The sequence below is a fragment of the Intestinimonas sp. MSJ-38 genome, assembly GCF_018917925.1.
Classification (GTDB): Bacteria; Bacillota; Clostridia; order Oscillospirales; family Butyricicoccaceae; genus Pseudobutyricicoccus.
The window spans coordinates 57,437-83,021 of sequence record NZ_JAHLPO010000012.1 but is presented as its reverse complement, the minus strand read 5'-3'; the positions used below and the strand labels follow the sequence as shown (position 1 = coordinate 83,021).

Below are 25,585 nucleotides of genomic sequence, written 5' to 3'. Positions count from 1 at the left end.
GGGCGCTTAGGATGAATGTGGATTTTCATGTTGTGAGCCAGACCCTCCAGCTGATGTGGCAGGGCATGGCCGCGGTGTTCGTTGTGATGATGATCATTTATATCATGGTCCTGGCCCTTTACATCGGCACCCATAAAAAAGGTTAAAATTGTTTTCAAATCCCCGAAGCACGCTGTGCTTCGGGGATTTGTCCATATACTGTACAAAAATGGAAAAGATGGCCCGGCTCTTGTGCTGGGGTGTGTATTCTGATACAATAGAGTTCAGCAGATAAACCGCCGCGGGGGTTTGCGGCGGCAGCGCAACAGAAAAGAGGAGAGGAACAAGCAATGAAACTCAAACGCGAGTCCTACGGCATCGTTATGATGCTGGGCCATTTGTGCGCCGACATCAGCGGCGGCGCCCTGCCGGCCATCCTACCCTTTTTGGTGACTCAAAAAGGGATCAGCCTGGCTTCGGCAGCCGGATTGACCTTTGCCCTCAGCAGCATCGGTTCGGTGATCCAGCCGGTGTTCGGCTCCATGGCCGACAAACATTCCCGGCCCTGGATGATGTGCCTGGGCATCTTTATGTCGGGCTGCGGCATTTCCATGCTGGGATTTCTGGACAGCTATTGGGCCATGTTTGCAGCGGTGGCCTTCACCGGTATCGGCTCGGCCCTGTTCCATCCCGACGGCGGACGCATGGCCAATTATGTGGCTGGCGAGCGCAAAGGCCGGGGCATCAGCAACTTTTCCGTGGGCGGCAACCTGGGCGGCGCCGTGGGTCCCATGCTGGCGGTGTTCGGCATCTCCCGCTTTGGCCTGAAGGGCACGGCGATTCTGGCCGTTCCCGCTTTTCTTATGGCTGCTTTCCTGCTGAGCCAGACCAAGACGCTGGCCGGTTTTGCCAATGAGGGGGCCCAGGCCACCAAAGCGGCTATGGCGGCCGGGCAGAAGGACGACTGGAAAGGCTTTGGAAAGCTCACCGCCGTCACCTTCCTTCGTTCCACTTTGTCCATCGGCATGACCACCTTCATCCCCCTGTTCTGGATGAGCGTGCTTCTCCAGTCCGATGCCCGCTCTGGTACCACTACTACGATCATCGCTTTCGCCGGTGCTCTGTCCACTCTCATCGGTGGCCGTCTGGCCGACCGGATGGGCTTCAACCGGGTCATCCGCTCCGGCTTGGTGATGTACATCCCCTGCCTGCTGGTGATTATCTTCTCCCGGTGGATGGGCCTGTCCACTATCATGCTCATTCCCTTGGCCATGAGCTTGAACCTGGCCTTCAGCCCCTCCGTGGCTCTGGGACAGAAGCTGCTGCCCAACCATGTGGGTCTGGCTTCCGGTATCACCATGGGTCTGGCCTCCAGCTTTGGCGGCGTGATTTCTCCTATCCTGGGTAAGGTGGGCGACGCCCAGGGACTGCCCACTGTGCTGTGGATCCTGGTGGGCGTGGCCGTGGTGGCCTGCGTGGGCTCCTTCTTCGTGCCCGACGCACCCGAGGCTGTCAAAGTTCCGGCTTCTTCCCAGGCAGCTTCTCAAAAGACAAACTAAATCATAAGCAATCAAAAAGGCCTGTCTCTCACTGGAGAGACAGGCCTTTTCATTGTGGAAAATCAGTGTTCCTCCCCGTAGGGATTCACATGGACCAAGCAGTGCTTGGTTTCGGGAAAATGGTGCTCGATTTCGTCGTGGACCCGGGAGGCGATGGCATGGGCCTCACGAAGAGACAGGTCTCCGTCGCAGGCGATCTCCACATCCACAAAATACCGGGAGCCGAACTGACGGGTTTTGATATCGTCCAGGGCCAGGACTCCTTCTTGCTTCAGCACCAGCTCCTGCAGCTGGGTGAGGGTCTCTTTGTCAATGGAGCTGTCCAGCATCTTGCTCAGAGCATCCAGCAGAATCTCAATGGCCGAGCGGAGAATGAGTGCGCAGATGACCAAAGAGGCGATGGCATCCAGGGCGGGGAAGCCCAGCCGGGCACCGGCCACGCCGATGAAAACACCGCAGGAGGAAAAGACATCGGAGCGGTAGTTGAGGGCGTTGGCCATGAGGGAATCGGAGCGGATGCGCCGGGCGGCCCGGCGGGTGAAGCGGAACATCCATTCTTTGGCGACGATAGAGACAGCAGCCACGGCCAAAGCCAGCAGGCCGGGAGCTTCCATGGCGCCGGAGAAGATATTCACCAAAGCGGCATAGCCTACGCCGATACCGGAAGCGGCGATGATCAGGGCCAACACGATGGAGCTGATGCATTCAAAGCGTTCGTGGCCATAGGGATGGTCTTCGTCCGGGGATTTGCTGGCGACTTTCACCCCGATCATCACGATGAACGAGCTGAACACATCGCAGGCGGAATCCACGCCGTCGGACAGAAGGGCAGAAGAGGAGCTGACAAAACCCACGGCCAGCTTGAAGACGGCCAAGAGGGCGTTGACAGCGCTGGTGCACAAAGACACCCGATAAGCTTGTTTTTGATAGTGTTCGGACATATGGCTGCGCGCCTCCTTAGAAAGAAATAAAGAAGTGTGAGCCCACGGCGCAGACAGAAAAAAAGCAATGGCCTCATGGGTCATTGCCTGCATTGCATTCTGCGCCGCTGTTCCGGAGAACCCGGACCTTTGGAAAAGGCCCTGCTTTTTTGATGTATCATACAATATAACATAAATGGCGGGCCGGTGTCAATTTTTTTGAGAAAGAACAAGGACAAAGGGAATATTTTATGGTATGATATCAACAGTTGCCGCACATGTGCGGCAGGATACTGTGTATTCAGTCGTTTTGCTCACAAAACGACTGCTGTTGATGTTACACCATAGCCAAAATCGGCAAAGCCGATTTTACGCCGCATTGGCGGCGTGCAAATCTGCATGGACTTGCCGCTATGGTATAATAACCGCAAAATGCAGCACAGATGCCTTTTCGCTATTACTTTATGGTGTATGAGCTGCAAAGCCGGTAGCGTTGCCGGGTGGCCGGCAATGGTTGTTGTGGGTTTTATGGAAAAGGAGAATGGAATGTCTAAAAAAAGACAGGAAAAACGGCAGGAAAAAAGGGAGTCTATCCGGGAGTTTGCCCGGCAGAACAAAGGCTTGGTGGCCGTCTATGTGGTGCTGCGGCTTTTGGTGCTGCTGGTGATGGTGGCTCAGATCTTTAACAGGGACTATTTCAATGTGTTTTTGTGCCTGCTCACATTGGTTTTGTTTACCATACCTTCTATTGTGGAGCATCGGCTGCACATTGAGGTGCCCGACACCCTGGAAGTCATCATTCTGCTGTTTATTTTTTCGGCGGAGATCCTGGGAGAGATCCGGGCCTATTATCTCCAGTTCCCCTACTGGGATACCATGCTTCACACCATCAGCGGCTTTCTGATGGCGGCCATCGGCTTTTCCCTCATCGATATTCTCAACCGCAGTGAACGGGTGGCTTTGAAACTGGCCCCTGTCTTTGTGGGCCTTTTCGCCTTCTGCTTTTCCATGACAGTGGGCGTTATGTGGGAGTTTTTTGAATTTGGCATGGACCGGTATTTCGGCATGGACATGCAGAAGGACACCGTGGTCTCCCATGTAACCTCGGTGGAGCTCAACCCGGAAGGGAAAAATGTACCGGTGACCGTGCCGGTGGAAAGTCTTGTGGTCAACGGTGAAGATTGGGATCTGGGAGGATACCTGGATATCGGCATTATCGACACCATGAAGGATCTGTTCGTCAACTTTATCGGCGCCGTGGTCTTTTCCATCATCGGCGTGTTTTACATCAAAGGGAGGGGAAAAGGCAGCTTTGCCAGGCGATTTATCCCCACTATGAAAAAACATCAGGAACCACTCAGCGGAAGAAAGGAAAACTAGCATGCGCATCCAGCAAATCCCTTTGGAAAAGGGCGGCTGCCTGACCGCCTATCTCCATGAACCAGAAAAACAATTTGCCAACGCATCGCCCCGGCAGGCGGTGCTCATTTGCCCCGGCGGGGCCTATCAGCGGCTGTCCAAACGGGAAGGGGAGCCGGTGGCCCTGGCCTATCTGGCCGAGGGATTCAGTGCCTTTGTGCTTCAGTACAGCGTGGGAAAGGGCGTACAGTGGCCGCTGCCTTTGGAGCAGGCCCGCGAGGCTCTTTGCCTCATCCGGCAAAATGCCCGGGAGTGGGATATCGATCCCCAACGCATCGCCGCGGTGGGCTTTTCCGCCGGCGGCCATCTGGCCGCAGCCCTTTGCCTGGAGGGAGAAGAGCGGCCCCAGGCCATGGTGTTGGGGTATCCCTGCCTGGGCCAGCCCCAGTGCGGCCTGATGCAGCCCATGAATCCTCCCGCCCTTTTGGGCAAAGAGGATAAAAACACCCCGCCGGCCTTCTTGTTCTCCACTTGGGAGGATGAGATTGTGCCGGTGCAGCAGACGCTGGATTTTGCCGGAGAACTGGCCCGGCTGGAAGTGCCGGTGGAGTGCCATGTGTTCCAGCATGGCATCCATGGCCTGTCTCTGTCGAAGCCCTTCACCTCTTCCGGGCGGTCGGCCAAAGTGGATGAAGATGTGCGGCTGTGGCATCCAATGAGCGTTCGCTGGCTGCGGCGGCTGTGGGGAGATTATCCGGCCGATGCACTGGACCCCTGTCCCACGGCCCAGAGCATGGGCGGCTACAGCGTGGATGTGCTGGGGCGCAGTTTGATGGAAGATCCCCGGTGTATGGCCATTTTGCAGCGGTATTATCCCCTGCTGCAAAAGCCGGAATATGCCTGGGGAGCCCGGCCTCTTACCATCCGGGCCCTGAACAGTATGCTCCCTTCGGCCATTGCATTGCCGGAAGACCGGCTGGATGCGCTGGACAAAGAGCTGCGCCAGGTGGTTTTTTCCGAAAATGGGAAAAAAGAATGAGAAAACTCTCCCATAACAGGGGATAATATGATATACTGACAGCAAAGGAACAGTGGGTATGAATTTTTGCCTTTCTTTGGCATATGGGGGGATTCTGTGGAGCTGAATCGAGACAACATGAAAAAGATCCTGGGGATCATCGCCTTTACTGTCTTGCTCTATGCCGCCTTCCAGCGATGGGAAATGATTGCCGCCGGATTGCAGAAGCTCTTTGGCTATGTGTTCCCCTTTGTGCTGGGGGCCTGCATGGCCTTTGTGCTCAATGTTCCCATGCGTTTTATCGAGATTCGGGTCATTGAGAGATGGATCAAAGATCCCAAAAATTATATTTACAAAAACCGCCGGGCCATCAGTTTGGTTGTTACGCTGATTTTGGTGGTAGGCGTGCTGTTTTTCGTCTTTTTCCAGGTGGTGCCCGCCTTGGTGGATACCATCGGCGCGGTGATCGAGCAGAGCCAGGTGGCCTTCCAGGCTTTGCAGCGCTGGGCCTATAAGCTGGGGGACCGATATCCTGACATCGCCCAGCGATTGGCGGAGATCCAGCTGGATTGGGATGAAATCATTCAGAAAGCCGGTACATGGCTGCGCTCGGCCGGTTCCCAGGTGGTCACCTCCACCATCGGTGTGGCCACCAGTGTGGCCGGAAAAGTGGTCAATTTCTTCCTGGCGCTGATTTTTTCCTTCTATGTGCTGATGCAGAAGGAAAAGCTGGGCCGCCAGTGTAAGCAGCTGCTTTATGCTTTCCTGCCGGAAAAAGTGGTGCAGCGATTTTTGCACATTGCCTCTTTGTCCAGCTTGACCTTTGCCCGGTTTTTGTCCGGACAGTGTCTGGAGGCCTGTATTTTGGGCGCAATGTTCTTTGTGGCTCTGACTCTTCTGGGCTTCCCCTATGCACTGCTCATCGGCGTGCTCGTTGCCTTCACCGCCCTGATCCCCATTTTCGGGGCTATGATCGGGCTGATGGTGGGGGATTTCCTCCTTTTGATGGTGGACCCCATGAAGGCCCTGTGGTTTATCGTGCTGTTTTTTGTGCTCCAGCAGCTGGAGGGTAATTTGATTTATCCCCATGTGGTGGGCAATTCCGTAGGTCTACCTTCCATTTGGGTGCTGGTGGCCGTGACTGTGGGCGGCAACGCCATGGGTATTCCAGGGATGCTGCTCTTTATCCCCATCAGCTCAGTGATCTATGCCCTGCTGCGGGAAGATGTGTACGGCAGACTCAAGCGCCGTTATGGCGATAAGGCCAAGGCTCTGACGGCAGTCAATCCGCCGGTGATGCCCAGAAGAAAGAAGAAACCCAAAGATCCACCGGGGAAGGGAGTGTGAGGACGCTGGGAAAAAACAATAGGCTGTATCGGATTTTGTGGCTGTGCGGCGGCTTTCTGTTGGTGCTGGCCGGGGTGCTGGTGGCCTTCAATCCCGGCGGAGCCCTGCGGGTGGTGTCGGTGTTTCTGGCGCTGATGCTCATCGGCAACAGTCTGGCAGAGCTGGCGGTTTACAGCCGGCTGCGGGGGATGTTCTGCGGTTTGGGCGGTACTCTGCTCAATGCCATCATCACCCTGCTTCTGGGACTGTTGGTGCTTTTTAACCGGTGGATCACCGTGGTGACAGTGCCGGTGCTCTTTAGTGTATGGATTTTGTTTATCGGTGTGACCACCTTCCTGCGCGGTCTGGAGCTGCATCAGTTTCAGATCAGTGGCTGGCTGGCGTTTATGGCCTTGGGGATCCTTCAGGTTCTGCTGGGGCTGGCAGCTATCTTCCAGCCCATCACGGCCATGACCCTGGTGGGGCTGCTGGTGGGAGGTCAGTTGGTTTTGCGGGGAGTGGATGCCATTCTCAGCGCTTTGTTTTTTAATTCCTTTTATTTGTGATAGGTACATCCATCTGAGAAAGAACGATCAATTAGGGAGGAAAAAACCATGAAAACAAAGATCAAAACTTGCCCTTACAAAAATGTGATTATCGGTGTGCTCTGTGGTGTGGCCGCAGTGATGGCGATGTGCGCCGTTGTGGCCGGCCGGCTGATTCATAGAAAGAAGAAGGCTGGGGAGCTTTCAGAGGCCCAGGAGCTGGATGAGCAGCTGGATGAAATGCTGGAGCAGGATGAGGAGAAAGAGATCGCTCAGTAATGCCACAGGCTGAGTGGAAAAGGGGAGAGAGTAAGATGTCCCGGGAGCGAACGGTGTGGACCCGGCAGCATCCTGCTGTATTGGAAGAGCCAGAGCGCTGTGGCCGGTATATGGTCAAAGAAGAGGCCATAATGCTGAGTTGGAGCGTTATGGTATTGCCAGCGAAAGTGCTCTCATCGATTCGGATAAGGGCAATTTTTATCCCCTTCTTCGCCGAAAGATCGTCGACAGTTGGATGCGGTTGTTCACTTGTCCTCCCCGCCCGGGGGATATGGCCCAAGCCGCTTTATGGGAACTGCGGCGGGAGTGGATAGAAGTCTGTGATGGTTGACATGGCCGGAGAAAATTGGTATCATCGAAAAGAAGCAGGCCGCTGAAGCGGTCAAAAGGCAAATCTGCCAAAATCAGAAAACACGGCAACCCATCCGTTGATTTTAGAAAACAGGTGTGTCTGAAGGCACGCGGCACTTTTTAAAGCCGTGTGCCTTTTTGTGTTTTGAGAAGAGGGAAAATATGGTAAAACAAACTGAGCGGAGCGATTGGCAGCGGTGCGTGGATTTTCACGGCCATGAATGCGGCGGGCTGACCATTGGATACAAAGCGGCCCAATATGCCATAAAGCTGCTGGAATTGACCTTTTCCGACGATGAGCAGGTGGTGTGTATTGCAGAAAATGACTCCTGCAGTGTGGACGCCATTCAGGTGCTGCTGGGATGCAGCATGGGGAAGGGAAATCTGTTGTTTCACATCACGGGGAAACAGGCCTTTTCCTTTTATAACCGGACAAGTGGCCGGTCGGTGCGCCTTTCGCTCCGGCCCCGTCCTGATTCCATGAGCCGGGAGGAATCCTTTGCCTACTACCAGAGCAAAGAGCCGGAAGAGCTGTTTCTGGTGGGGGAGACCCGTATCCCCCTGCCCTTACGGGCCCAGGTGACAGGCAGCCGTTTGTGCGATGGCTGCGGGGAAGAGACCGGCGAAGGCTGGTTGATCTTGCAGAACGGAAAATGGCTTTGCCCCGATTGCCGCAGCCAGTATGATCGATTCCGGGTATAGGGGGAAAGAAAGCATGATATTGCAGGAATTTTTCCAGAAAAATCCTGGGGGAGCATTGGCTTTTTCCGGAGGAGTGGATTCGGCCTATCTGCTGTATGCCGCCGGAGTATGGGGGAAGGATTGGCGGGCCTATTATGTGAAAAGTCCCTTTCAGCCCGATTTTGAATGGCAGGATGCCCTTCGTCTGGCCAAAGAACAGGGCGTGCCCATGACTACGCTGCCGGTGGATGTGCTGCAAGATCCTCTGGTGGCGGAAAACTCTCCGGAGCGGTGTTATCACTGCAAAAAGGCCATCTTCCAAAGGATCATAGAAGAGGCCAAGAAAGATGGCTACACCCTTCTCATTGATGGCACCAATGCCTCGGACGATGCAGGAGACCGGCCGGGGATGCGGGCCTTGCGGGAACTTTCGGTGCGCTCGCCTTTGCGGGAGTGCGGCCTGACCAAGGATGCCATACGCCGCCTTTCCAAAGAGGCCGGGCTTTTCACCTGGGATAAGCCAGCATACGCTTGCCTGGCCACCCGGATCCCCACCGGCACTTCCATCACAAAGGAGATGCTGCGGCGCACCGAAGAAGGGGAGGATTTTCTCTTTTCCCTGGGCTTTTCCGATTTCCGGGTGCGTATGACGCCGGAGGGCGGGGCCAAATTGCAGCTGCCGGCCAGTCAGCTTCCCAAGCTGCTACAGGAGCGGCAGAAGGTGCTTTGCAAGCTGAAAGAATACTATCCCAGCGTGGTGCTGGATCTGGAGGTGCGCCATGAATAAAGAAATCAGACAGGTGCTGGAGGGAGTGCGCCAAGGGGAGATTTCGGTGGAGCAGGCCATGCTCCAGATGAAAACCGCTCCCTTTGAAGATATTGGCTTTGCCAAGGTGGATCTTCACCGGAAAGCCCGGCAGGGCACCGCAGAAGTGATCTATGGTGCGGGAAAGACCCCCCAGCAGATGGCGGGAATCCTGGATGTGATGAAGAAAAACGGCCAGGAGACCGTGCTCATCACCCGCCTTTCCCCGGAAAGTGCCCAGGAGCTGGCCAAAAGCCATGAGCTTTCCTATCATGCCGATGCTCGGGTGGCCATTGTGGGCCCCATGCCGGAGCCTTATGGATTGGGCACCATTTTGGTGGCCACCGGCGGCACCAGTGATATTCCCGTGGCGGAGGAGGCGGCCCTCACCGCTCAGGTGCTGGGAAATAAAGTGATGCGGCTGTATGATGTGGGCGTGGCGGGAATTCACCGCACCCTGGCCCATCTGGAGGATATCATGGAGGCCAGCGTCATCATTGCCATCGCTGGTATGGAGGGGGCGCTGGCCAGCGTCATCGGCGGTCTGGCCGATTGTCCGGTGATCGCCGTACCCACCAGCGTGGGGTACGGGGCATCGTTCCACGGCCTGACGGCCCTGTTGTCCATGCTCAATTCCTGCGCCAGCGGGGTGTCGGTGGTCAATATCGACAATGGCTTCGGCGCAGGATATCTGGCTAGTATGATCAATCATATGGAGAAAAAAGGAGAATAGATCTATGAAAACCCTGTATTTGGACTGCGGAATGGGCGCGGCCGGGGATATGCTGGCCGCCGCTTTGTTGGAACTGGTACCTCAGAAGGAAGATTTTCTTCGCCGTTTTGCCGCTCTGGGCATTCCCGGTGTGGAAGCCAAGGTGGAGCCTTCGGTGAAATGCGGCATCACCGGTACTCATTTTTCGGTGAGTGTTCATGGCCAGGAGGAAACAAGCCAGGATGTGCACGATCATGAGCACGGCCACGATCATGAGCACGGCCACGATCATGAGCACAGCCACGATCATGAACACGGCCACGATCATGAACACGGCCACGATCATGAGCACAGCCACGATCATGAGCACGGCCACGATCACGAGCATAGCCATGATCACGAGCATAGCCACGATCATGAGCACGGCCATAGCCATGAGCATGGCCATGGACACCATCATCACAGCGGCATGGCAGACATTGCCCATATCGTGGGGCATCTGGATGTGCCGGAAAAGGTGAAAGAGGATGTGCTGGCGGTTTACGGGCTGATTGCCCAGGCGGAAAGCCGGGCTCATGGGGTGCCGGTGGAACAGATCCATTTCCATGAGGTAGGTTCCCTGGATGCCGTGGCCGATATCACAGCGGTGTGTATGCTCATGGCCGAGCTGGCCCCTGAGCAGGTGGTGGCATCTCCGGTCCATGTGGGCAGCGGAAAGGTGCGCTGTGCCCATGGTGTTCTGCCGGTGCCCGCTCCGGCCACAGCCTATATCCTGGAGGATGTGCCCATTTACGGGGGAAAGATCCAAGGGGAACTGTGCACTCCCACCGGCGCCGCGTTGCTGAAGCATTTCGCCACCCGTTTTGGAGATATGCCGGTGATGCGCATCCGAAAGGTGGGTTATGGCATGGGCAAAAAGGATTTTGAAGCGGCCAACTGTGTCCGGGTCCTTTGGGGAGAGACCCAGGAAGAGGCCGGACAGATTGTGGAGCTTTCCTGCAACATGGACGACATGACAGGGGAAGAAATGGGCTTTGCCATGGACCGGCTTTTTGAAGCGGGAGCTTTGGATGTATACACCCTGCCCATCAGCATGAAAAAGTCCCGGCCGGGCATTTTGCTGCGGGTGATGTGCCGCCCGGAGGATCGGGAGAAGATGGTGGAGCAGATTTTCCGCCATACCACTACCCTGGGGGTGCGGGAAAGCCACATGGGCCGCTACACCTTGAAGCGTCAGATGGAGCAGGTGGAGACCCCTTGGGGAACCATCGGGGAGAAAACGGCGCAGGGTTATGGCACTGAGCGGAGCAAATACGAATATGAAGATCTGGCCGCTTTGGCCATTCGGGAGGGCGTCAGCTTGCGTCAGGCCCGGGCCATGGTGGAGAAAAAGAAATAAAGCAAAAAATCCCCGCAGCGCAAGCTGCGGGGATTCAGACTGTCGAAAAACCTATATAACGAAAAGGGTCGCCCGCCCTACCTCTATAAATCCGCAAAAAGCCGCGACCTGTGCGTGGCTTTTTGCACTTCTCAAGGGCGGGGCGCCCCGCTGGTCCGGTGGCCGGACGGCCATACTTTCTTTGCCTTTCTGCATCGGACCTGCCCAGCGCGGGAGCGCAGTATGGGAGCGGAGGCACTCCGCCAGCCCCTTGCAAAAACTCGAAAAAGTGGCCTAAGCCACTTTTTCGACACGCTCAATCCCCGCAGCGCAAGCTGCGGGGATTTTGAAGTTCTGCCTGTTTTCAGGGGCGCAGATAGCCTTTTTCCACCGATTCCTGGATGGATTTTTCCACAAAAGGCCACAGGGCCGGGGCAGCCGTGCGGATGGGGTCCATTCGCTCATAGACCTGGGCTGCAGCCACATTCCCCAGTTTCCAGGTGTGCCCTTCTGTCAACAGGTTGTTGATCAGAGGCTGGAGACGGTCAATGGCCGCGGCATAGCGGGCGTCGGAGGTCTCCATGGCGTCGAATTCCTCCCACAGCTTCCGGTATTCCACGCCCTGATCTTCCGGCAGGAGGGCGAAAAGACGGTCGGCGGATTCCTTTTCCCGCAGAGCTTTGTCCTGGTTGGCGGCCTGGTCATAGCAGAAGGTGTCTCCGGCATAGATTTCTACCAGATCGTGGACCAGGGCCATTTTCAGCACTCGGTTCAGATCCACATGGGGAAGGGCGCAGTATTCATAAAGCACCATGGCCATCAGGGCAAAGTGCCAGGAATGTTCGGCGTCGGTCTCCCGGCGGGAACCATCGGCCAGAAGGGTCTGGCGCAGTATATTTTTCATCTTGTCCACTTGGGTGAGAAAGGTCAGCTGCTGGGAAAAGCGTTGGCTTTCCAAAAAATCATCTCCATTTTTGAGTATTTTGTCCACTATACCCCATGGGGCGGGGAAAGTCAATGCGGAGAAAGGCCGGTAGAGCGGGCATAGTGGAAGATGTATTGCTGGGCCACCCCGGCATAAGGGCCGAATTCCTCCGGCTGGGGATAAAAGGAGCCGGCCTTTTTCATCCAGGTATCCACCGGAAAGGCTTCCAGACGCCCCAGACCGAAGAGCAGGATGCAGTCGGCCACCTTTCGTCCCACACCGGGAAGCTCCATCAAAGCAATCCGGGCCTGGGGCGTAGGGAGAAGAGAGACCTGTTCCAAAGAGAAGCGGCCTTCTGTGATGGCCTGGACCGCGGAGAGCAGATAGGGGGCTCGGTATCCGGCCCGCAGAAAGGCCAGCTCTTCCAGGGTAAGACCGGCCAAAGTCTGGGGAGAGGGAAAGGTGTACAAAGTCTCCCCTTCCAGCTCCACCGGGTCGCCGAAGGCCCGGCACAGCCGATCCAGAATGGCCTGGATGCGGGGGATGCGGTTACACTGGGAAATCAGAAAGGAGATCAGGGTCTCCCAGGAATCCTGACGGAGGATGCGCAGTCCTTCCCCATAGGCCACCGCCTTTTCCATAAAGGGATTGACGAGAAAATCCTGGGTCATGGCCTGATAGTCCCGGTCCAGATCGAAATAGTTCCGCCACACTTCCTCAAAATCCTGGGCTGAACTCCGGAGAAAAAGGGAGCCCTGATGGGTCCATATCCGGGTGGGGCGTCCCAAGGCCACGCCCACATAACCGCCCCGAGGGGACTCCTGCCAGCGGAAGCATTGGCCGCAGGTAAAGATATGCTCCAGGGAGAAGGGAAAATCCAAAAGGATCTGGACGGTGTTGTCGTGATAAATTGGCTGTATCATAGGGCTGTGGTTCCTCTCTTTGGGCTGTATGGGAGGGCAAATCTGAACAGAATTGTAGCATATCCGGCTCTTTTGGGCAACAGGACTCTCCATTGACGAAGGCGGGGGTTTGTGATATGCTGTATAAGCTTTGTATGCGGGTATGGCGGAATTGGCAGACGCGCAGGATTTAGGTTCCTGTGGGCAACCGTGTGGGTTCGACCCCCACTACCCGTACCAAAAAGAACCTGCTTTTGACCAAAGTCAAAAGCAGGTTCTTTTTTTATGTTCCGAGGCTATTTCAGGCATGGTGAGAGGCTGCATCGGTTAGCCGGGCAGAGGCCCCGCGGATCTGATCGTTCAAAATGGTGTCGGCAAAGTGGATCAGCTCTTCCGGTGTCCGGTCGATTTCCCCCAGCAGCCAGCTTTCCATCATGACGGTCAGAGCGACCACATAAAAATGAGTCAGTGTTTCCACATCCACAAAGGAATCCAGATGGCGGCCCTGGCCGATTTCGTCGGCAAGCTGTTCAATGGTGAGATGGATAATGGCATAGATGTCCGATTCAAAAAAGCGTTTCATGTGATCGCGGCCCATGGAGCGCAGCGCACACAGGCATACGGCCCGATTTTCTTCCAGATAGTGAAACAGCTGAAGCAGCCCTTCTTTCCACAGCAGAGATCCTTCCTGGTGACGAAGCAGGGAGATGGCTTCCTTTTCGAACATCCAACGCAGCAGGTCATAGATGTCCTCAAAATGATAATAGAAGCTCTGACGCCGGATGCTGCAGGCGCTTGTCAGTTCGGAGATCGTAATTTTATCCAATGGCTTTTGTGCCATCGCTTCTTTCAGGGCGGCGGCCAGCTCCCGTTTGGTCTGTTCGGAAACAGAAACATTTTTTTGATTCATGATAAATGCGCCACCTCCTCAATTTACAGTATAGCATATTCTCCCGGCTTCTTCTATCGGTCAGATGGCCCCAGATGTCAGAATTTTGACACCTGGGGTGTTTTTGCCCTTTGCATCCATCGCAAAAGGCGGATAGTATGAAAGCAAACGCCTGCAGAACAAAGGAGGAAGATGGGATGGAAGAGTACAGAATCGTCTTGGAAAGTCAGCTTGGCCCCCGGGAAGGCACTCTTCAACTGGAAGGCGGAAAAGAAGGAGCGGTATCTGGGTGGATCACCCTGGTGGGTGAGAAAAACACCGTGCAGGGCCGATGGACCGGAGCACATTTGCTGCAGCTGTTCCATCATCTGCGCACCCGGGTCAGCGATCTGGAATGTGTTTCGGTGTTGAAACTGGAGGGGGATACGCTCTCCGGCACCTTGCAGAATGGGAAAAATACCATGCTGTGGCATGGAGAAAAAATAACCGCCGGGAAGGGAGGAGAGCAAACCAATGCCGGAAAATGAGAACAAGGTGGGAAACAGCTTTATGACCAAGCTTTCCACCTTCATTGTGGATAAAAGGAACCTATTTTTCCTGCTTACCATCATTATGTTGATTTTCTCGGCTTTTTCCCGCAACTGGGTGGAGGTGGAGAGCGAACTGGCGGCCTATCTGCCGGAGGATTCGGAGACCCGGCAGGCCCTGGACATCATGGAGGATCAGTTCATCACTTACGGCAGTGCCCAGATTATGGTGGCGAATATTTCGCAGGACAAGGCCGAGAAACTGAAAGATCAGATCGCCGGGATCAACGGAGTACAGGGGGTGGAGTACGACAACACCCAGGACCATTATAACAATGCGTCTGCACTGTATGCCGTTACCTTCGACTACGATGAGTCGGATGCGGAATGCCTTACAAGTCTGGAGGCCATCAAGTCCGCTCTTTCGCCTTATGATGTTTATGTCTCCACGGAGCTTGGCAACGCTCAGCAGGAGGCCATTGACAGCGAGGTTCGTGTGATCATGGTTTATGTGGCGGTGATCATCGTGCTGGTGCTGCTGTTCACATCCCAGACCTATGCCGAGGTGCCGGTGCTGATACTCACTTTTGTGGTGGCCATGATCATGAATCTGGGCACCAATTTCCTGTTGGGTAAGATTTCCTTTGTGTCCGATTCGGTGACCAGCATTTTGCAGTTGGCGCTGTCGCTGGATTATGCGGTGATTTTCTGCAACCGCTATAAGGAGGAGCATCAGACCCTTCCCATTCGGGAGGCCGCCATCGTTTCCCTGAGCAAAGCCATTCCGGAAATTGGAGCCAGCAGCTTGACAACGGTGGGCGGCTTGGTGGCTATGATGTTCATGCAGTTCCGCATTGGCTCGGATATGGCCATTTGCCTGGTCAAATCTATTCTGTTTGCGCTGTTGTCCGTGTTTGTTGTCATGCCGGGCCTTCTGATGTTGTTCGGGCCGCTGATGGACCGGACCGAACACCGCAATTTCGTGCCAAAGATCCCTTTTGTGGGCAAGTTTGCTTATAAGACCCGCTTTATTGTGCCGGTTCTGTTTGCGATCGCCGTTGTGATCGCTTTTCCTCTCAGCCAGAAGTGTCCTTATGCCTACGGGGAAAGCTCGCTGGAAACGCCGGTGCAGAACGAGACGCAGATCGCCAAAAACATGATCCGCGACAATTTCTCTTCCACCAATATGCTGGCTCTCATGGTGCCCGCAGGGGATTATGAAAAGGAGGCCGCCATTCTCTCCGATCTGGGGCAGTACGATGAGGTGGACCATGCCATGGGCATCGCCAATGTGGAAGCCATGGGCGGCTATACCCTGGCCGATCAACTGACGCCCCGGGAATTTGCCGAACTGGCCGGACTGGATTATGAGGTGGCCCAGTTGGTTTATGGAGCCTATGCCGCAGAGCAGGAAGAATACGGCCAAATTTTGGGCAATTTGGACGGCTATAAAGTGCCTTTGATCGATATGTTCCTCTTTGTCTGCGATCAGGTGGATTCCGGCATTGTGACGCTGGATGAAGAACAGACCGAAATGCTGAACCAGGCCTACACCCAGATGACAGCGGCTAAAGACCAGCTGCAGGGCACCGATTACAGCCGGATGCTGGTATATCTGACGCTGCCGGAGAGCGGTGAGAAAACCTATCAGTTTCTCGATACCATTGAGGAAGTGGCCCAGAAATATTACCCCGGCGAAGAGGTGTATGTGGCCGGCAATTCCACCACGGAATACGATTTCCAGAAGGCATTTGCACGGGACAATCTGGTGGTCAGCGTGGTATCCATTCTGATTGTGCTGGTGGTACTGCTGTTCACCTTCAAGTCTGCGGGAATGCCAGTGCTGCTCATTTTGGTGATTCAGGGCAGCATCTGGATCAACTTCTCTATGCCGTATATTCTGGATCAGCCCTTGTTCTTCATGAGTTATCTGGTGGTGAGTTCCATTCAAATGGGCGCCAATATCGACTATGCCATTGTGGTGGCCAACCGCTACCAGGAGCTGAAAGGGCAGATGCATCATCGGGATGCCATCATCGAGACCATGAATTTTGCTTTCCCCACCATCATTACATCGGGCACCATTTTGGCGGTGGCCGGTACTTTGATCGGTCTGATGACCTCCACTCCCTCCATCACCGGCATTGGCCAGAATCTGGGACGCGGCACCATCATTTCCATTTTGCTGGTTATGTTTGTGTTGCCCCAGATCCTGCTGGTGGGCGGCAAAATCGTGGATATGACCGCCTTTGAAATGCCCAATGTGGCCAAGAAGCACAGCGGCCGTGGGCGCGTTCGGGTGGATGGTATGGTGCAGGGCGAGATCCGCGGCACGGTCATCGGAATTGTGCACGCTGCTGTGGACGGCGAGGTGGACCTCAACCTGATCTCAGGCGCTGTATCGGAGGAGGACAAAGATGAAGCGGAATAACAAGAACAAGGGAAAGATGCGGAGGATGGCCGCCGTTCTGGCCGCAGCTCTGTGGGTGAGCCTTTTGTTCCCTGCGCTGACCTTTGCCGGTGGAGCCGGGGGCGGCGCCATTCACATTCAATCGCAGGACGATCTGCGCGATCTGGCAGAGAATTGCCGTTTGGACACCTGGTCCCAGGGGAAAACCGTGGTTCTGGATCAGAATATCGCTTTGGATGAGCAAGCGGAGGGCTTTCTGCCCATTCCCACCTTCGGCGGCACTTTTGAGGGCAACGACTACACCATCAGCGGATTTTCCCTTACGGGGGAGGACTCCAACGCCGGGCTTTTCGGCACATTGCAGAAAACTGCCGTGGTGAATCGCCTGAAGGTGGTGGGACTGGTGACGCCCAGCGGCACCAGCGATACCATCGGCGGTATCGCTGGCACCAACTACGGCAAGGTGGCGGACTGTTCCTTTGAAGGCGCCGTGAAGGGGGACGATCTGGTAGGCGGCCTTGTGGGGCTCAATGAGACCACCGGCCAGCTGATCGACTGCCGGTTCCAGGGCACAGTGACCGGCAAGCACTATGTGGGCGGCCTGGCCGGGCAGAATACCGGAAGCCTGATCCAGTGCCGCAACGATGGGGAAATCAACACCACGGCTGTGGAAGTGTCGGCGGATTTGTCGGACCTTTCTTTGCTGGGCACCACAGAGAGCGTGCCCGCTGGTACTGATATCGGCGGTATTGCCGGTTTTTCCAGCGGTGTGATCCAAAGCTGTACCAATGGAGGCAATGTGGGATACGAGCACATGGGTTACAATGTGGGCGGTATCGTAGGGCGGCAGTCCGGCTATCAGGACAGTTGCCGCAACGATGGCATTGTCAAGGGCCGCAAAGATGTGGGCGGCATCGCCGGACAGCTGGAGCCTCAGATGACCTTACGCTATACAGAGGATCTGCTGGATAAATTGTGGGCAGAACTGGATACGCTGCAAGGGCTGACCGATCAGGTGACGGCCCATACCCAAAGCAGCTCCCACACCATCTCCAGCAGCTTTGACAGTTTGTCAGACAATGTGAGCGCCGCAAAGGATGCGGTGAGCAGTTTGAGCGGGGCCCTTACCCAGTGGGGCAATGAGAACATCGGGCAGATCAACGATCTTTCTGCGCGGGTCTCTTGGGTGATCAGCCAGACCGAACCGGTTTTGAACAATGTTTCGCAGTCTATTTCCTATCTGCAAAAAGCGTCGGACCTGTTGCAGCAGGCCATCGGTAAAGTGGATGTTGCCGATGCCCAGGGTGCTGCGGCCGTGGCAGAACTGGAACAGGCCTCCCAGAATTTGCAGCAGGCCGCCGATTATGGGAAAAGCTGCATCAGACATTTGCAGTCGGCCTGGGAGATGGCGCAGAAGATACTGGGCAGCGATACAGATATAACCGAGGAGACCATCAACAGCTTGCTGAACGAACTGAAGGCCGCTGGGGAGGATGGGCAAAAGGCAAACGATGCCCTGAGCAGTGCTCTCAGCCACGGCGACAGGGCCAGAAGTTACCTGACCCAGATGGGAGCGACAGGTGTTGCGGCTTTGAAAGACCTGGGGGATGCAAACGCACAGCTGAATGATGCGTTAAGTTCATTGAGAACCAGCATAGATCAGTTGAATGAAATCATAACAACATTGGCGGATGAACCGGCCATTGCCTTTACTCCGGTGGACAGCAGCATCACCAGCCATGGGGATGCTTTGGATACAGCGCTTTCCCAGATGATCGGAAATGCCGACAGCTTGAACAGCAGCCTGACTTCTGCATCCGACACATTGCTGGGGGACATGCAGGCCATCAACAATCAAATTGGCATCATTACCGATCTGATGCAGCAGGAAATCACTAGTACCAAGGAGAAAGAGGCCGGGGATTCCTTTGAGGATGTGTCCGATGAAGACACAGGAGAACCGTTTGCAGGCAAGATTCACAATGGGATCAACTGCGGTGAAGTGCAGGGCGATGTGAATGTAGCCGGCATCGTGGGGTCCATGTCGGTGGAATATGATTTTGACCCGGAAGATGATCTGACCAAGGAGGGCAATCGTTCGCTGAATTTCCAGTACAAAACACTGGCTGTGGTGACGGGGTGCACCAATGAGGGAACCGTTTCGGCCAAAAAGGATGATGCCGGCGGCATTGTGGGCCGGATGGACCTGGGGGCGGTGAAAGCTTGTGGGAGCTATGGCCAGGTAGAGAGCGCCGGTGGGGATTATGTGGGCGGTATCGCCGGTCTCTGCCGCTCCACCATTCGCAACTGCTTTGTGAAATGCACCTTGTCCGGCGGAGACTATATCGGTGGCGTCACCGGTTCCAGCGAGGATAACACCGTGGTTTCCGGGTGCTATGCACTGGTGGAAATCGCAGATGGCGGCCGCTGTACCGGCGCCATCTGCGGAACAGAAACTGGTTCGTTTTCCGGGAATTATTATGTGTCCGATACACTGGCCGGGCTGGGACGCATCGGTTACACGGGCAAAGCCGAGCCAATGACTTTTGAGGAATTGAGCCAGGTGAGTGGGCTGCCCGAGCAAATGACCCAGTTCACCCTCCGGTTTTTGGTGGAGGATGAGGAAATCAAGTCTTATGACTTTTCCTATGGGGATTCCTTTGGCTCGGAAGTCTTTCCGGAGATCCCGGTGAAAGATGGATATTATGCTTCCTGGGATACACAGGATCTGTCGGATCTGCACTTTGATAAAACGGTGACGGCCGAATATGTCCGCTATGTCCTGGCGCTTCCCTCCCAGGCTTCTCGTTCCAGTGGCCGCTCGGTATTTTTGATGGAGGGGGATTTTGACGACGAAGCCACTCTCACGGCCACCCAGGAGAAAAAGCCGGAACGGATTGGCGGTAAAACAGCGGTGGAACAGTGGCATCTTTCCTGTTCCGATTCTTCTCAGGAAAGCTATACCGTACGCTATTTGTCGCCGGAGGCGACCACCGAAGGGTATTCGGTGTTTGTGCAGGAAAATGGCAAATGGAAGAAGGCGGATTGCTCTACTTTCGGAAGTTATCTGGTTTTTTCGGTGCCTGAGGCCGAGACCGATGTAGCCGTGGTGATAGCCGCCAATGTATGGCTGTGGTGCATCATCGGATGCGCAGCCCTGCTGCTGGTGATTCTGCTGATCGTGACCATCAAAAAGCGCAGAGCGAAAAAGGTACCGGCGATGGTGCAGAACGCCAATGAAGCAAAGAAGCATGACAAGGCGGAAAGAAAGCCCGGAAAAAAGAAGAAATGGCTGATTGCGCTGCTGCTCGTCCTTTTGCTGGTGATAATTGCCTTGTGGGTGCTGGTGGGTGGAAAACTGGCCGCCGGGAAGAAGGCCTGCCAGCTGCTGCAGGAATTGGCCGGGCAGAGCGAAGGCGCCATGACCATGGATGTGAGCCTTCAGCTGGATGACGAGCTGATCAACACAGAAATGGATATCCTTCGGACGAAGGTGGATGGGCAGGAAATTACCTGCATCCAGAACAACGGCATTTCTCTTTATTACGCCGATGACGCCATTATCCTGGAAAACGGCAAGGCCTACAAGGTCAGCGATCTCCATCCGGATTATTCACAGCTGCCAGCGCAGGCCGCAGAGCTTTTTGAGACCGTTTCTTTCTCCACAAGCCGCAGCGGTGGAAAGGTGACCTGCCAGATGACAGCCGAGGGGGAAAATGCCGGAAAGCTGCTGAAAGTGCTGCTTCCAAACCAGGCAGAAGATCTGTCCGATACCCAGAAGCTGACCATTGAACTGACAACTTCGGGGGACCAGATTCGGTCCTTGCGTTTTGTTTCCAAGGGAACACTGGCGGATGATGAGAAAACGGTATACTCTCTGGAGGCCCAGCTCAAGCCTGAGACCATGGATGAAGCATTGGTCATACCGGATCCGGTGCGGGAGGCGATTTCTTCTGGAGAGATACAAGGCCAAGCGCCCATTTCGGAAGACTTGTTCCGTCTGTTCAGTGCGTGGAAAGAACTGGGACAGGAAGAGTCTTTTACGGCGGATGTGGATTTGGGCGTGGAATGTGGCCCTGTTTCCCTCAATGGGAAAATGAAGTACGGCCAGGCCCAGGTGGATGGCAGCAAGATCGGTTGTGTGCGCAAGGACGATCTTTCCGTCTATTTCACGGAGGGAAGGTTCTGTGATCAGAACGGCGTGCTGCTGACTGCGGAAAACAACGAGCTGACCCATTACACCCGATTGCTGGAAGTGTTGAAGCAGATTTGCCTGAACGGGGAATTTGACTGCACCGATACCGGGAACAACACCTGGCTCTATACACTGACACTGGACGAAAGCGGTATGAAGGCGGTGGCCTATGCGGCGGCGCCGGAGCTGGAATCGCTGCCGGTAACCCTTTCCGCTGGAAGCGTGCAGGTCAGGGTCAGCGGAAATAGGATCCAGGAGATCAGCTGTACTTGCAGCGGCGGAGTGGACGGCCTGGAGGATGCAGCACCGGGCACAGTGTCTGTGAAACTGGACTTTGCCCATAATGGCTCATTTGATGTCCCCCATGCAGTGAAAGAGCAGTTGGTTCCGAAAGAGGTGGAGGAAAGTGGAAAATAAAATCATCTGTATCGCTCGGGAGTTTGGAAGCGGCGGCCATGAAATCGCCCTGCGCACAGGCTCCAGGCTGGGAATCCGGGTATATGAAAAGGATTTGTTCCATCTGGCTTGCCGGTATGGGGAGCTCTCGGAAAAGATGATGGAGTCTGCGGATGAAAGGGCGACCAATCCGTTTTTATACCGGACGGTCCATGAGGGAAACTACCATGTCACCCGGGGACTGCCCACTTCCGAAGTGCTGTTTGAGCTGCAAAGCCATGAAATCCGGCAGATTGCCAAGGGGGAAAGCTGTATTTTCGTGGGCCGCTGTGCCGACTATGTTCTGCGGGAAGAAAAGGTGAAGCTGCTGCGGGCCTTTGTCCGGGCCCCTTTGGAAAAGCGGATCGAACGGAAAATGCAGCAGGAGAACCTGACCAGGGAAAAAGCGGTGCGTCTTGTGCGGAAAATGGATAAGCGGCGGAAAAAATACTATGAATCCTATACCGGGCTGGCTTGGGGATCGCCGGATGGGTATGATCTCTGTATCGATACCGGTACCACAGAATTTGAGGCCGCAGTGAACCAGATCTGTCTGGCTTACCAGAGTTTATAAAAGTGCTGTATGAGTTTGATGTAAAAAAGAGGGCATCCGGGGAGATGCCCTCTTTTTCAAAAGCCGGGCCAATGAGAAGGGAGAGGGCAAGATTTTTTTGGAAAACCCCAGGAATAGCTCTTGCATTTTTGAGGGTGGTGTGATAGAATAAACAAGCTAATTTAATCCATGCGGTCATGGCGGAACAGGCAGACGCGCACGTTTGAGGGGCGTGTGGGCAACCATACGGGTTCAAGTCCCGTTGACCGCACCAGAAAAAGAGACACGACAATCGGTCGTGTCTCTTTTTTCGTTTCTGCATCTTTGGAAGTAAAACGGTAATATTGAAGAATGTGAATTTCTTCTTGACAAGGGCCAGGGGAAGAGATAAAATAGGCATATCGAAATATTTAAAATGATTGATGAAAGGCGGGAGCAGGATGAGTTTGTGGAATTTTGTGCAGGATCAGCTTCTGGGAATGGCCTGGCTCAATGATCTGATTGGCCGGGGGTTGAGCAAAGTGGGAGTGGATACAACCAGCCCTATAGGGGGAAGCCTGCACTTTTTTCTCTATGATGTGATCAAAATCACAGTGCTGCTTTGTTTGCTGATCTTTTTGGTCTCCTATCTGCAAAGCTATTTTCCGCCGGAGAGAAGCCGGAAGATCCTGGGCCGGTTCCGGGGAATGGGGGCCAATCTGGTGGCGGCCCTTTTAGGGACGGTGACGCCCTTTTGTTCCTGTTCTTCCATTCCGCTCTTTATGGGATTTATCGGAGCGGGACTGCCGATTGGGGTGACCTTCTCCTTTCTCATTTCCTCTCCCATGGTGGACCTGGGCAGTCTGGTGCTGCTGATGGGGATTTTTGGAACCAAAGTGGCGGTCATTTATGTGATTCTGGGGCTTGTGGTGGCTATGGTGGGGGGCGCTCTCATCCAGCGGCTGCATCTGGAAGATCAGGTGGAGGAATTTATCCGCCAGGGAGTGGCTGTTCAGGCCGAGGGGCCGGTGCTGACTCAAAAGGATCGGGTGGTTTATGCCAAAGAGCAGATGCTTTCCACCTTCCGGAAGGTCTTTCCCTATATCCTCATCGGTGTGGGCATTGGAGCGCTGATCCACAACTGGATTCCCCAGAGCTGGGTGGAAACGGTGCTGGGCGGAAAAAATCCGCTGGGTGTGGTGTTGGCCACCATCATTGGCGTGCCGGTGTATGCTGATATCTTCGGCACCATCCCTGTGGCCCAGGCTCTGCTGGGCAAAGGGGCTATGCTGGGCACCGTGCTCTCCTTTATGATGGCGGTGACCACCTTGTCTCTGCCCTCCCTGATTATGCTGCGCCGCGCGGTAAAGCCCCGGCTGCTGGGAGTGTTTGTGGCCATCTGCACTGTGGGAATCATTCTGGTGGGATATCTGTTCAATGCCCTCCAGCCCTGGCTGGGAATGTAAGGACAAAATCCTTGCAATTTTTTGCACCCGGTTTTATAATAAAAAACAACATCATATCGTGACCAGGGAGCTCGCAAACGGGCTGAGAGGAAGCTGTGCGCTTCGACCTGCTACCTGATTTGGGTAATGCCAACGGAGGGAGTCCATTCGTTTGCGGTTTTCGCCGCGGGAGGCCTTCTCCGGAGGGCAAGCCCGCGGCGTTTTTTTATTGAAAAAGGAGGAAGGAAAATGCTGGGTAATTGTTTGGACAATGTGCGGGAAAAATCCCCCCTGATCCACAACATCACAAATTATGTCACCGTCAACGATGTGGCCAATGTGCTGTTGGCCTGCGGGGGAAGCCCCATTATGGCCGATGACCTGGGAGAGGTGGAGGAGATCACTTCCATCTGCGGCGGCCTGAATATCAACATCGGTACACTGAACAGCCGTACCATTCCGGGGATGTTTGCCGCCGGGAAAAAGGCCAATGCTCTTTCCCATCCGGTGGTGCTGGACCCGGTAGGGGCTGGCGCCAGCACGCTGCGCACCAAGACGGCGCTGGATCTGCTGGAGCAGGTGCATTTTACCGTCATTCGGGGCAATATCTCCGAAATCAAGACCCTGGCTCAGGGCAGCGGCAAGACCCGGGGTGTGGACGCCGATCTGTCCGATGCCGTCACAGAGGACAACCTGGAGGCCGCCGTTGCATTTGCCAAGGAAGTGGCCGCTCGTTTTGACAGCGTGGCGGCCATCACCGGCGCCATCGATCTGGTGGCGGACAGGGAGCGGTGCTTTGTCATTCGCAACGGCCGGCCGGAGATGGGGAAGATCACCGGCACCGGCTGCCAGCTGTCCGGACTGACGGCGGCCTTTGTCACCGCCAACCCGGAGCATACTCTGGAAGCGGCCGCCGCAGCTGTGGTTACGATGGGCCTGGCCGGTGAGCTGGCATTCCAGTGTCTGGAAGAGGGCGAGGGCAACAGCTCTTACCGCAACCGGATCATCGATGCCATCTATCACATGGATGGCAAGCAGCTGATGGAGGGCGCCCGGTATGAAGTGCGATAAAAAAGATCTGCTGCTTTATGGCGTCACCGACCGGAGCTGGCTGGGGGAGCGTACCCTTTATTCTGCGGTGGAGCAGTCCATCCTGGGGGGCGTGACCATGGTGCAGCTGCGGGAAAAGGATCTGGCCCAGGAGGAATTCCAGAAGGAGGCCCGGCAGATCCAGGAGCTTTGCAAAAAGCACCAGGTGCCTTTCCTTATCAATGACAATGTGGAGCTGGCGGTGGAGATCGAAGCTGACGGCGTTCATGTAGGCCAGCACGATATGGAAGCGGGACAGGTACGCCAGAAGATCGGCCCGGACAAGATCCTGGGGGTCTCGGCCCAGACGGTGGAGCAGGCTCTCAAGGCCCAGGCAGCGGGCGCCGATTACCTGGGGGTGGGGGCGGTGTTCCCCACCGGCACCAAAGACGATGCCGACGCCGTCAGCCTGGATATGCTGAAAGCCATTTGCCAGGCGGTGGATATCCCGGTGGTGGCCATTGGCGGCATCAAGGAAAGTAATATTCTGTCCCTCAAAGGCAGCGGCATCTGCGGCGTGGCGGTGGTTTCGGCCATTTATGCCAAGGAGGACCCCCAGGCCGCGGCAGCCGGACTGCGGAAGCTGACCGAGGAGGCCATTCAGTGAAGATCCAGGGGGCTTTGTTTGATCTGGACGGCACATTGCTTCAGTCCATGGAGATGTGGCAGCAGCTTCCCCTTCAGCTGGTACGGCGTCTGGGGGGAGAACCCCCGGAAGATCTGGCTCGCACCATCGAGGCCATGGATCAGCGCCAGGCGGCGGAGTACATCATCCGGACCTTTGGCTTTGCGGTTTCGGTGGAGCAGGTGCTGAAGCTGGTGGAGGAACTGGCGGCAGAAGAATACCGCCAGCATCTGCCAGCCAAGCCTGGAGCCGAAGTACTGCTGGAGCAGCTGCGGCAGCAAAAAATCCCCTGTGGCATCGTCAGCGCCACCCAGAAGGAGCTGTCCCAGGCGGCCATGGAGCGGTTGGGGCTGTGGAAGTATTTTTCCTTTGCCTTAGACTGCGGGGAGTATGGACCCAAGACAAATCCCCATATCTATCTGGCCGGGGCGGAAAAGCTGGGGAGTGCACCCTGCTGCACCCTGGTTTTTGAGGATGCTCTTCATGCGGCCCGCACCGCCAAAGAAGCGGGTTTTGTGACGGTGGGGGTGTGGGACCCTGCGGGAGAAGAGCACCGAGGGGAGATGGAAGCATTTTGCGATCATTATATAGAGCGTCTGGACGCACTGGAAGTGCCGAAATCTTTTCAATGACAGAACGCGGCGGGTCGGGGGCACCACTTCCCGTCGCTTAATAAAACTTCAATGCAAAAAGGAGAAA

Annotated in this window: 24 protein-coding genes, 2 tRNA genes and 1 riboswitch; of the genes, 22 read left to right on the top strand and 4 right to left on the bottom strand. The window is 55.4% G+C overall.

Features of this window, described 5'->3' with window-relative positions; translation table 11 throughout:
* Positions 1-11: 11 nt before the first annotated feature.
* Together KQI26_RS15530 and KQI26_RS09070 are read left to right on the top strand one after the other, a co-directional pair.
* Positions 12-146 carry a hypothetical protein gene (locus KQI26_RS15530; RefSeq protein WP_256447870.1) on the top strand — a complete coding sequence of 45 codons (135 nt, stop codon included), beginning with the start codon at positions 12-14 and terminating at the stop codon, positions 144-146.
* A 183-nt stretch (positions 147-329) separates the two neighbouring features.
* Positions 330-1,538, top strand: coding sequence for an MFS transporter (locus KQI26_RS09070; RefSeq protein ID WP_216504169.1), 1,209 nt, complete (start codon positions 330-332; stop codon positions 1,536-1,538).
* Positions 1,539-1,600: 62 nt separating this feature from the next.
* On the opposite strand, the gene KQI26_RS09065 is transcribed toward KQI26_RS09070, so the two are convergent.
* On the bottom strand, positions 1,601-2,479 hold the full coding sequence (locus tag KQI26_RS09065; protein WP_216504168.1) for a cation diffusion facilitator family transporter: 879 nt from the start codon (positions 2,477-2,479) through the stop codon (positions 1,601-1,603).
* A gap of 525 nt (positions 2,480-3,004) precedes the next feature.
* On the opposite strand from KQI26_RS09065, the gene KQI26_RS09060 reads away from it, so the two are divergent.
* From KQI26_RS09060 to larC, 10 genes are all read left to right on the top strand, one after another.
* Positions 3,005-3,838 (top strand): hypothetical protein, encoded by an 834-nt coding sequence (locus KQI26_RS09060; protein WP_216504167.1) that lies wholly within the window; start codon positions 3,005-3,007, stop codon positions 3,836-3,838.
* Position 3,839: 1 nt separating this feature from the next.
* The gene (locus KQI26_RS09055; protein WP_216504166.1) at positions 3,840-4,856 is read left to right on the top strand and encodes an alpha/beta hydrolase; all 1,017 of its coding nucleotides are present in this window, start codon (positions 3,840-3,842) and stop codon (positions 4,854-4,856) included.
* A 96-nt stretch (positions 4,857-4,952) separates the two neighbouring features.
* Complete coding sequence (locus tag KQI26_RS09050; protein ID WP_216504165.1) at positions 4,953-6,182, top strand: AI-2E family transporter; 1,230 nt, start codon at positions 4,953-4,955, stop codon at positions 6,180-6,182.
* On the top strand, positions 6,179-6,727 hold the full coding sequence (locus KQI26_RS09045; protein ID WP_216504164.1) for a DUF308 domain-containing protein: 549 nt from the start codon (positions 6,179-6,181) through the stop codon (positions 6,725-6,727). The genes KQI26_RS09050 and KQI26_RS09045 overlap by 4 nt, the downstream gene beginning before the upstream one ends.
* 48 nt (positions 6,728-6,775) lie before the next feature.
* Complete coding sequence (locus tag KQI26_RS09040; protein ID WP_216504163.1) at positions 6,776-6,985, top strand: hypothetical protein; 210 nt, start codon at positions 6,776-6,778, stop codon at positions 6,983-6,985.
* A 55-nt stretch (positions 6,986-7,040) separates the two neighbouring features.
* Positions 7,041-7,316, top strand: coding sequence for a DUF3841 domain-containing protein (locus KQI26_RS09035; protein ID WP_216504162.1), 276 nt, complete (start codon positions 7,041-7,043; stop codon positions 7,314-7,316).
* Positions 7,317-7,498: 182 nt separating this feature from the next.
* A complete protein-coding gene (locus tag KQI26_RS09030) occupies positions 7,499-8,038 on the top strand; it encodes an FmdE family protein (RefSeq protein WP_216504161.1) in 540 nt (179 codons plus the stop codon).
* Positions 8,039-8,051: 13 nt separating this feature from the next.
* Positions 8,052-8,804: an ATP-dependent sacrificial sulfur transferase LarE gene (larE, locus tag KQI26_RS09025; RefSeq protein ID WP_216504160.1), complete on the top strand. Its 753-nt coding sequence runs from the start codon at positions 8,052-8,054 to the stop codon at positions 8,802-8,804.
* Positions 8,797-9,555, top strand: coding sequence for a nickel pincer cofactor biosynthesis protein LarB (gene larB / locus KQI26_RS09020; RefSeq protein ID WP_216504159.1), 759 nt, complete (start codon positions 8,797-8,799; stop codon positions 9,553-9,555). Before larE ends, larB begins: the two co-directional genes overlap by 8 nt.
* A 4-nt stretch (positions 9,556-9,559) precedes the next feature.
* Complete coding sequence (gene larC / locus KQI26_RS09015; RefSeq protein ID WP_216504158.1) at positions 9,560-10,933, top strand: nickel pincer cofactor biosynthesis protein LarC; 1,374 nt, start codon at positions 9,560-9,562, stop codon at positions 10,931-10,933.
* Positions 10,934-11,276: 343 nt separating this feature from the next.
* On the opposite strand, the gene KQI26_RS09010 is transcribed toward larC, so the two are convergent.
* Complete coding sequence (locus tag KQI26_RS09010) at positions 11,277-11,870, bottom strand: HD domain-containing protein (RefSeq protein ID WP_216504157.1); 594 nt, start codon at positions 11,868-11,870, stop codon at positions 11,277-11,279.
* Between the two features lie 56 nt (positions 11,871-11,926).
* Positions 11,927-12,760, bottom strand: a complete 834-nt coding sequence (locus KQI26_RS09005) for a DNA-3-methyladenine glycosylase (RefSeq protein ID WP_216504156.1) — start codon at positions 12,758-12,760, stop codon at positions 11,927-11,929.
* Between the two features lie 136 nt (positions 12,761-12,896).
* Here KQI26_RS09005 and KQI26_RS09000 point away from each other — a divergent pair.
* Positions 12,897-12,979 (top strand) — tRNA-Leu (locus KQI26_RS09000).
* 61 nt (positions 12,980-13,040) lie between these two features.
* On the opposite strand, the gene KQI26_RS08995 is transcribed toward KQI26_RS09000, so the two are convergent.
* Positions 13,041-13,649 (bottom strand): TetR/AcrR family transcriptional regulator C-terminal domain-containing protein, encoded by a 609-nt coding sequence (locus tag KQI26_RS08995; protein WP_118747139.1) that lies wholly within the window; start codon positions 13,647-13,649, stop codon positions 13,041-13,043.
* Positions 13,650-13,825: 176 nt separating this feature from the next.
* Here KQI26_RS08995 and KQI26_RS08990 point away from each other — a divergent pair, with 176 nt between their 5' ends.
* The 9 genes from KQI26_RS08990 to KQI26_RS08950 all read left to right on the top strand — a co-directional run bounded on the left by KQI26_RS08990 (position 13,826) and on the right by KQI26_RS08950 (position 25,518).
* Entirely contained in the window at positions 13,826-14,155 is a 330-nt protein-coding gene (locus tag KQI26_RS08990) for a hypothetical protein (RefSeq protein ID WP_216504155.1), read from the top strand.
* On the top strand, positions 14,142-16,586 hold the full coding sequence (locus KQI26_RS08985) for an RND family transporter (protein WP_216504154.1): 2,445 nt from the start codon (positions 14,142-14,144) through the stop codon (positions 16,584-16,586). Before KQI26_RS08990 ends, KQI26_RS08985 begins: the two co-directional genes overlap by 14 nt.
* Positions 16,573-21,177 carry a GLUG motif-containing protein gene (locus KQI26_RS08980; RefSeq protein WP_216504153.1) on the top strand — a complete coding sequence of 1,535 codons (4,605 nt, stop codon included), beginning with the start codon at positions 16,573-16,575 and terminating at the stop codon, positions 21,175-21,177. Before KQI26_RS08985 ends, KQI26_RS08980 begins: the two co-directional genes overlap by 14 nt.
* Positions 21,167-21,769, top strand: a complete 603-nt coding sequence (locus tag KQI26_RS08975; protein WP_118747135.1) for an AAA family ATPase — start codon at positions 21,167-21,169, stop codon at positions 21,767-21,769. Before KQI26_RS08980 ends, KQI26_RS08975 begins: the two co-directional genes overlap by 11 nt.
* A gap of 170 nt (positions 21,770-21,939) precedes the next feature.
* A tRNA-Leu gene (locus KQI26_RS08970) sits at positions 21,940-22,022 on the top strand.
* A 166-nt stretch (positions 22,023-22,188) separates the two neighbouring features.
* A complete protein-coding gene (locus KQI26_RS08965; protein WP_216504152.1) occupies positions 22,189-23,193 on the top strand; it encodes a permease in 1,005 nt (334 codons plus the stop codon).
* Between the two features lie 53 nt (positions 23,194-23,246).
* A riboswitch (TPP riboswitch) is annotated at positions 23,247-23,351 on the top strand.
* 70 nt (positions 23,352-23,421) lie between these two features.
* Positions 23,422-24,243 carry a hydroxyethylthiazole kinase gene (gene thiM / locus KQI26_RS08960; RefSeq protein WP_216504151.1) on the top strand — a complete coding sequence of 274 codons (822 nt, stop codon included), beginning with the start codon at positions 23,422-23,424 and terminating at the stop codon, positions 24,241-24,243.
* The gene (gene thiE / locus KQI26_RS08955) at positions 24,230-24,868 is read left to right on the top strand and encodes a thiamine phosphate synthase (RefSeq protein ID WP_216504150.1); all 639 of its coding nucleotides are present in this window, start codon (positions 24,230-24,232) and stop codon (positions 24,866-24,868) included. The genes thiM and thiE overlap by 14 nt, the downstream gene beginning before the upstream one ends.
* Complete coding sequence (locus KQI26_RS08950) at positions 24,865-25,518, top strand: HAD family phosphatase (protein WP_216504149.1); 654 nt, start codon at positions 24,865-24,867, stop codon at positions 25,516-25,518. The genes thiE and KQI26_RS08950 overlap by 4 nt, the downstream gene beginning before the upstream one ends.
* The last annotated feature ends 67 nt before the right edge of the window (positions 25,519-25,585 follow it).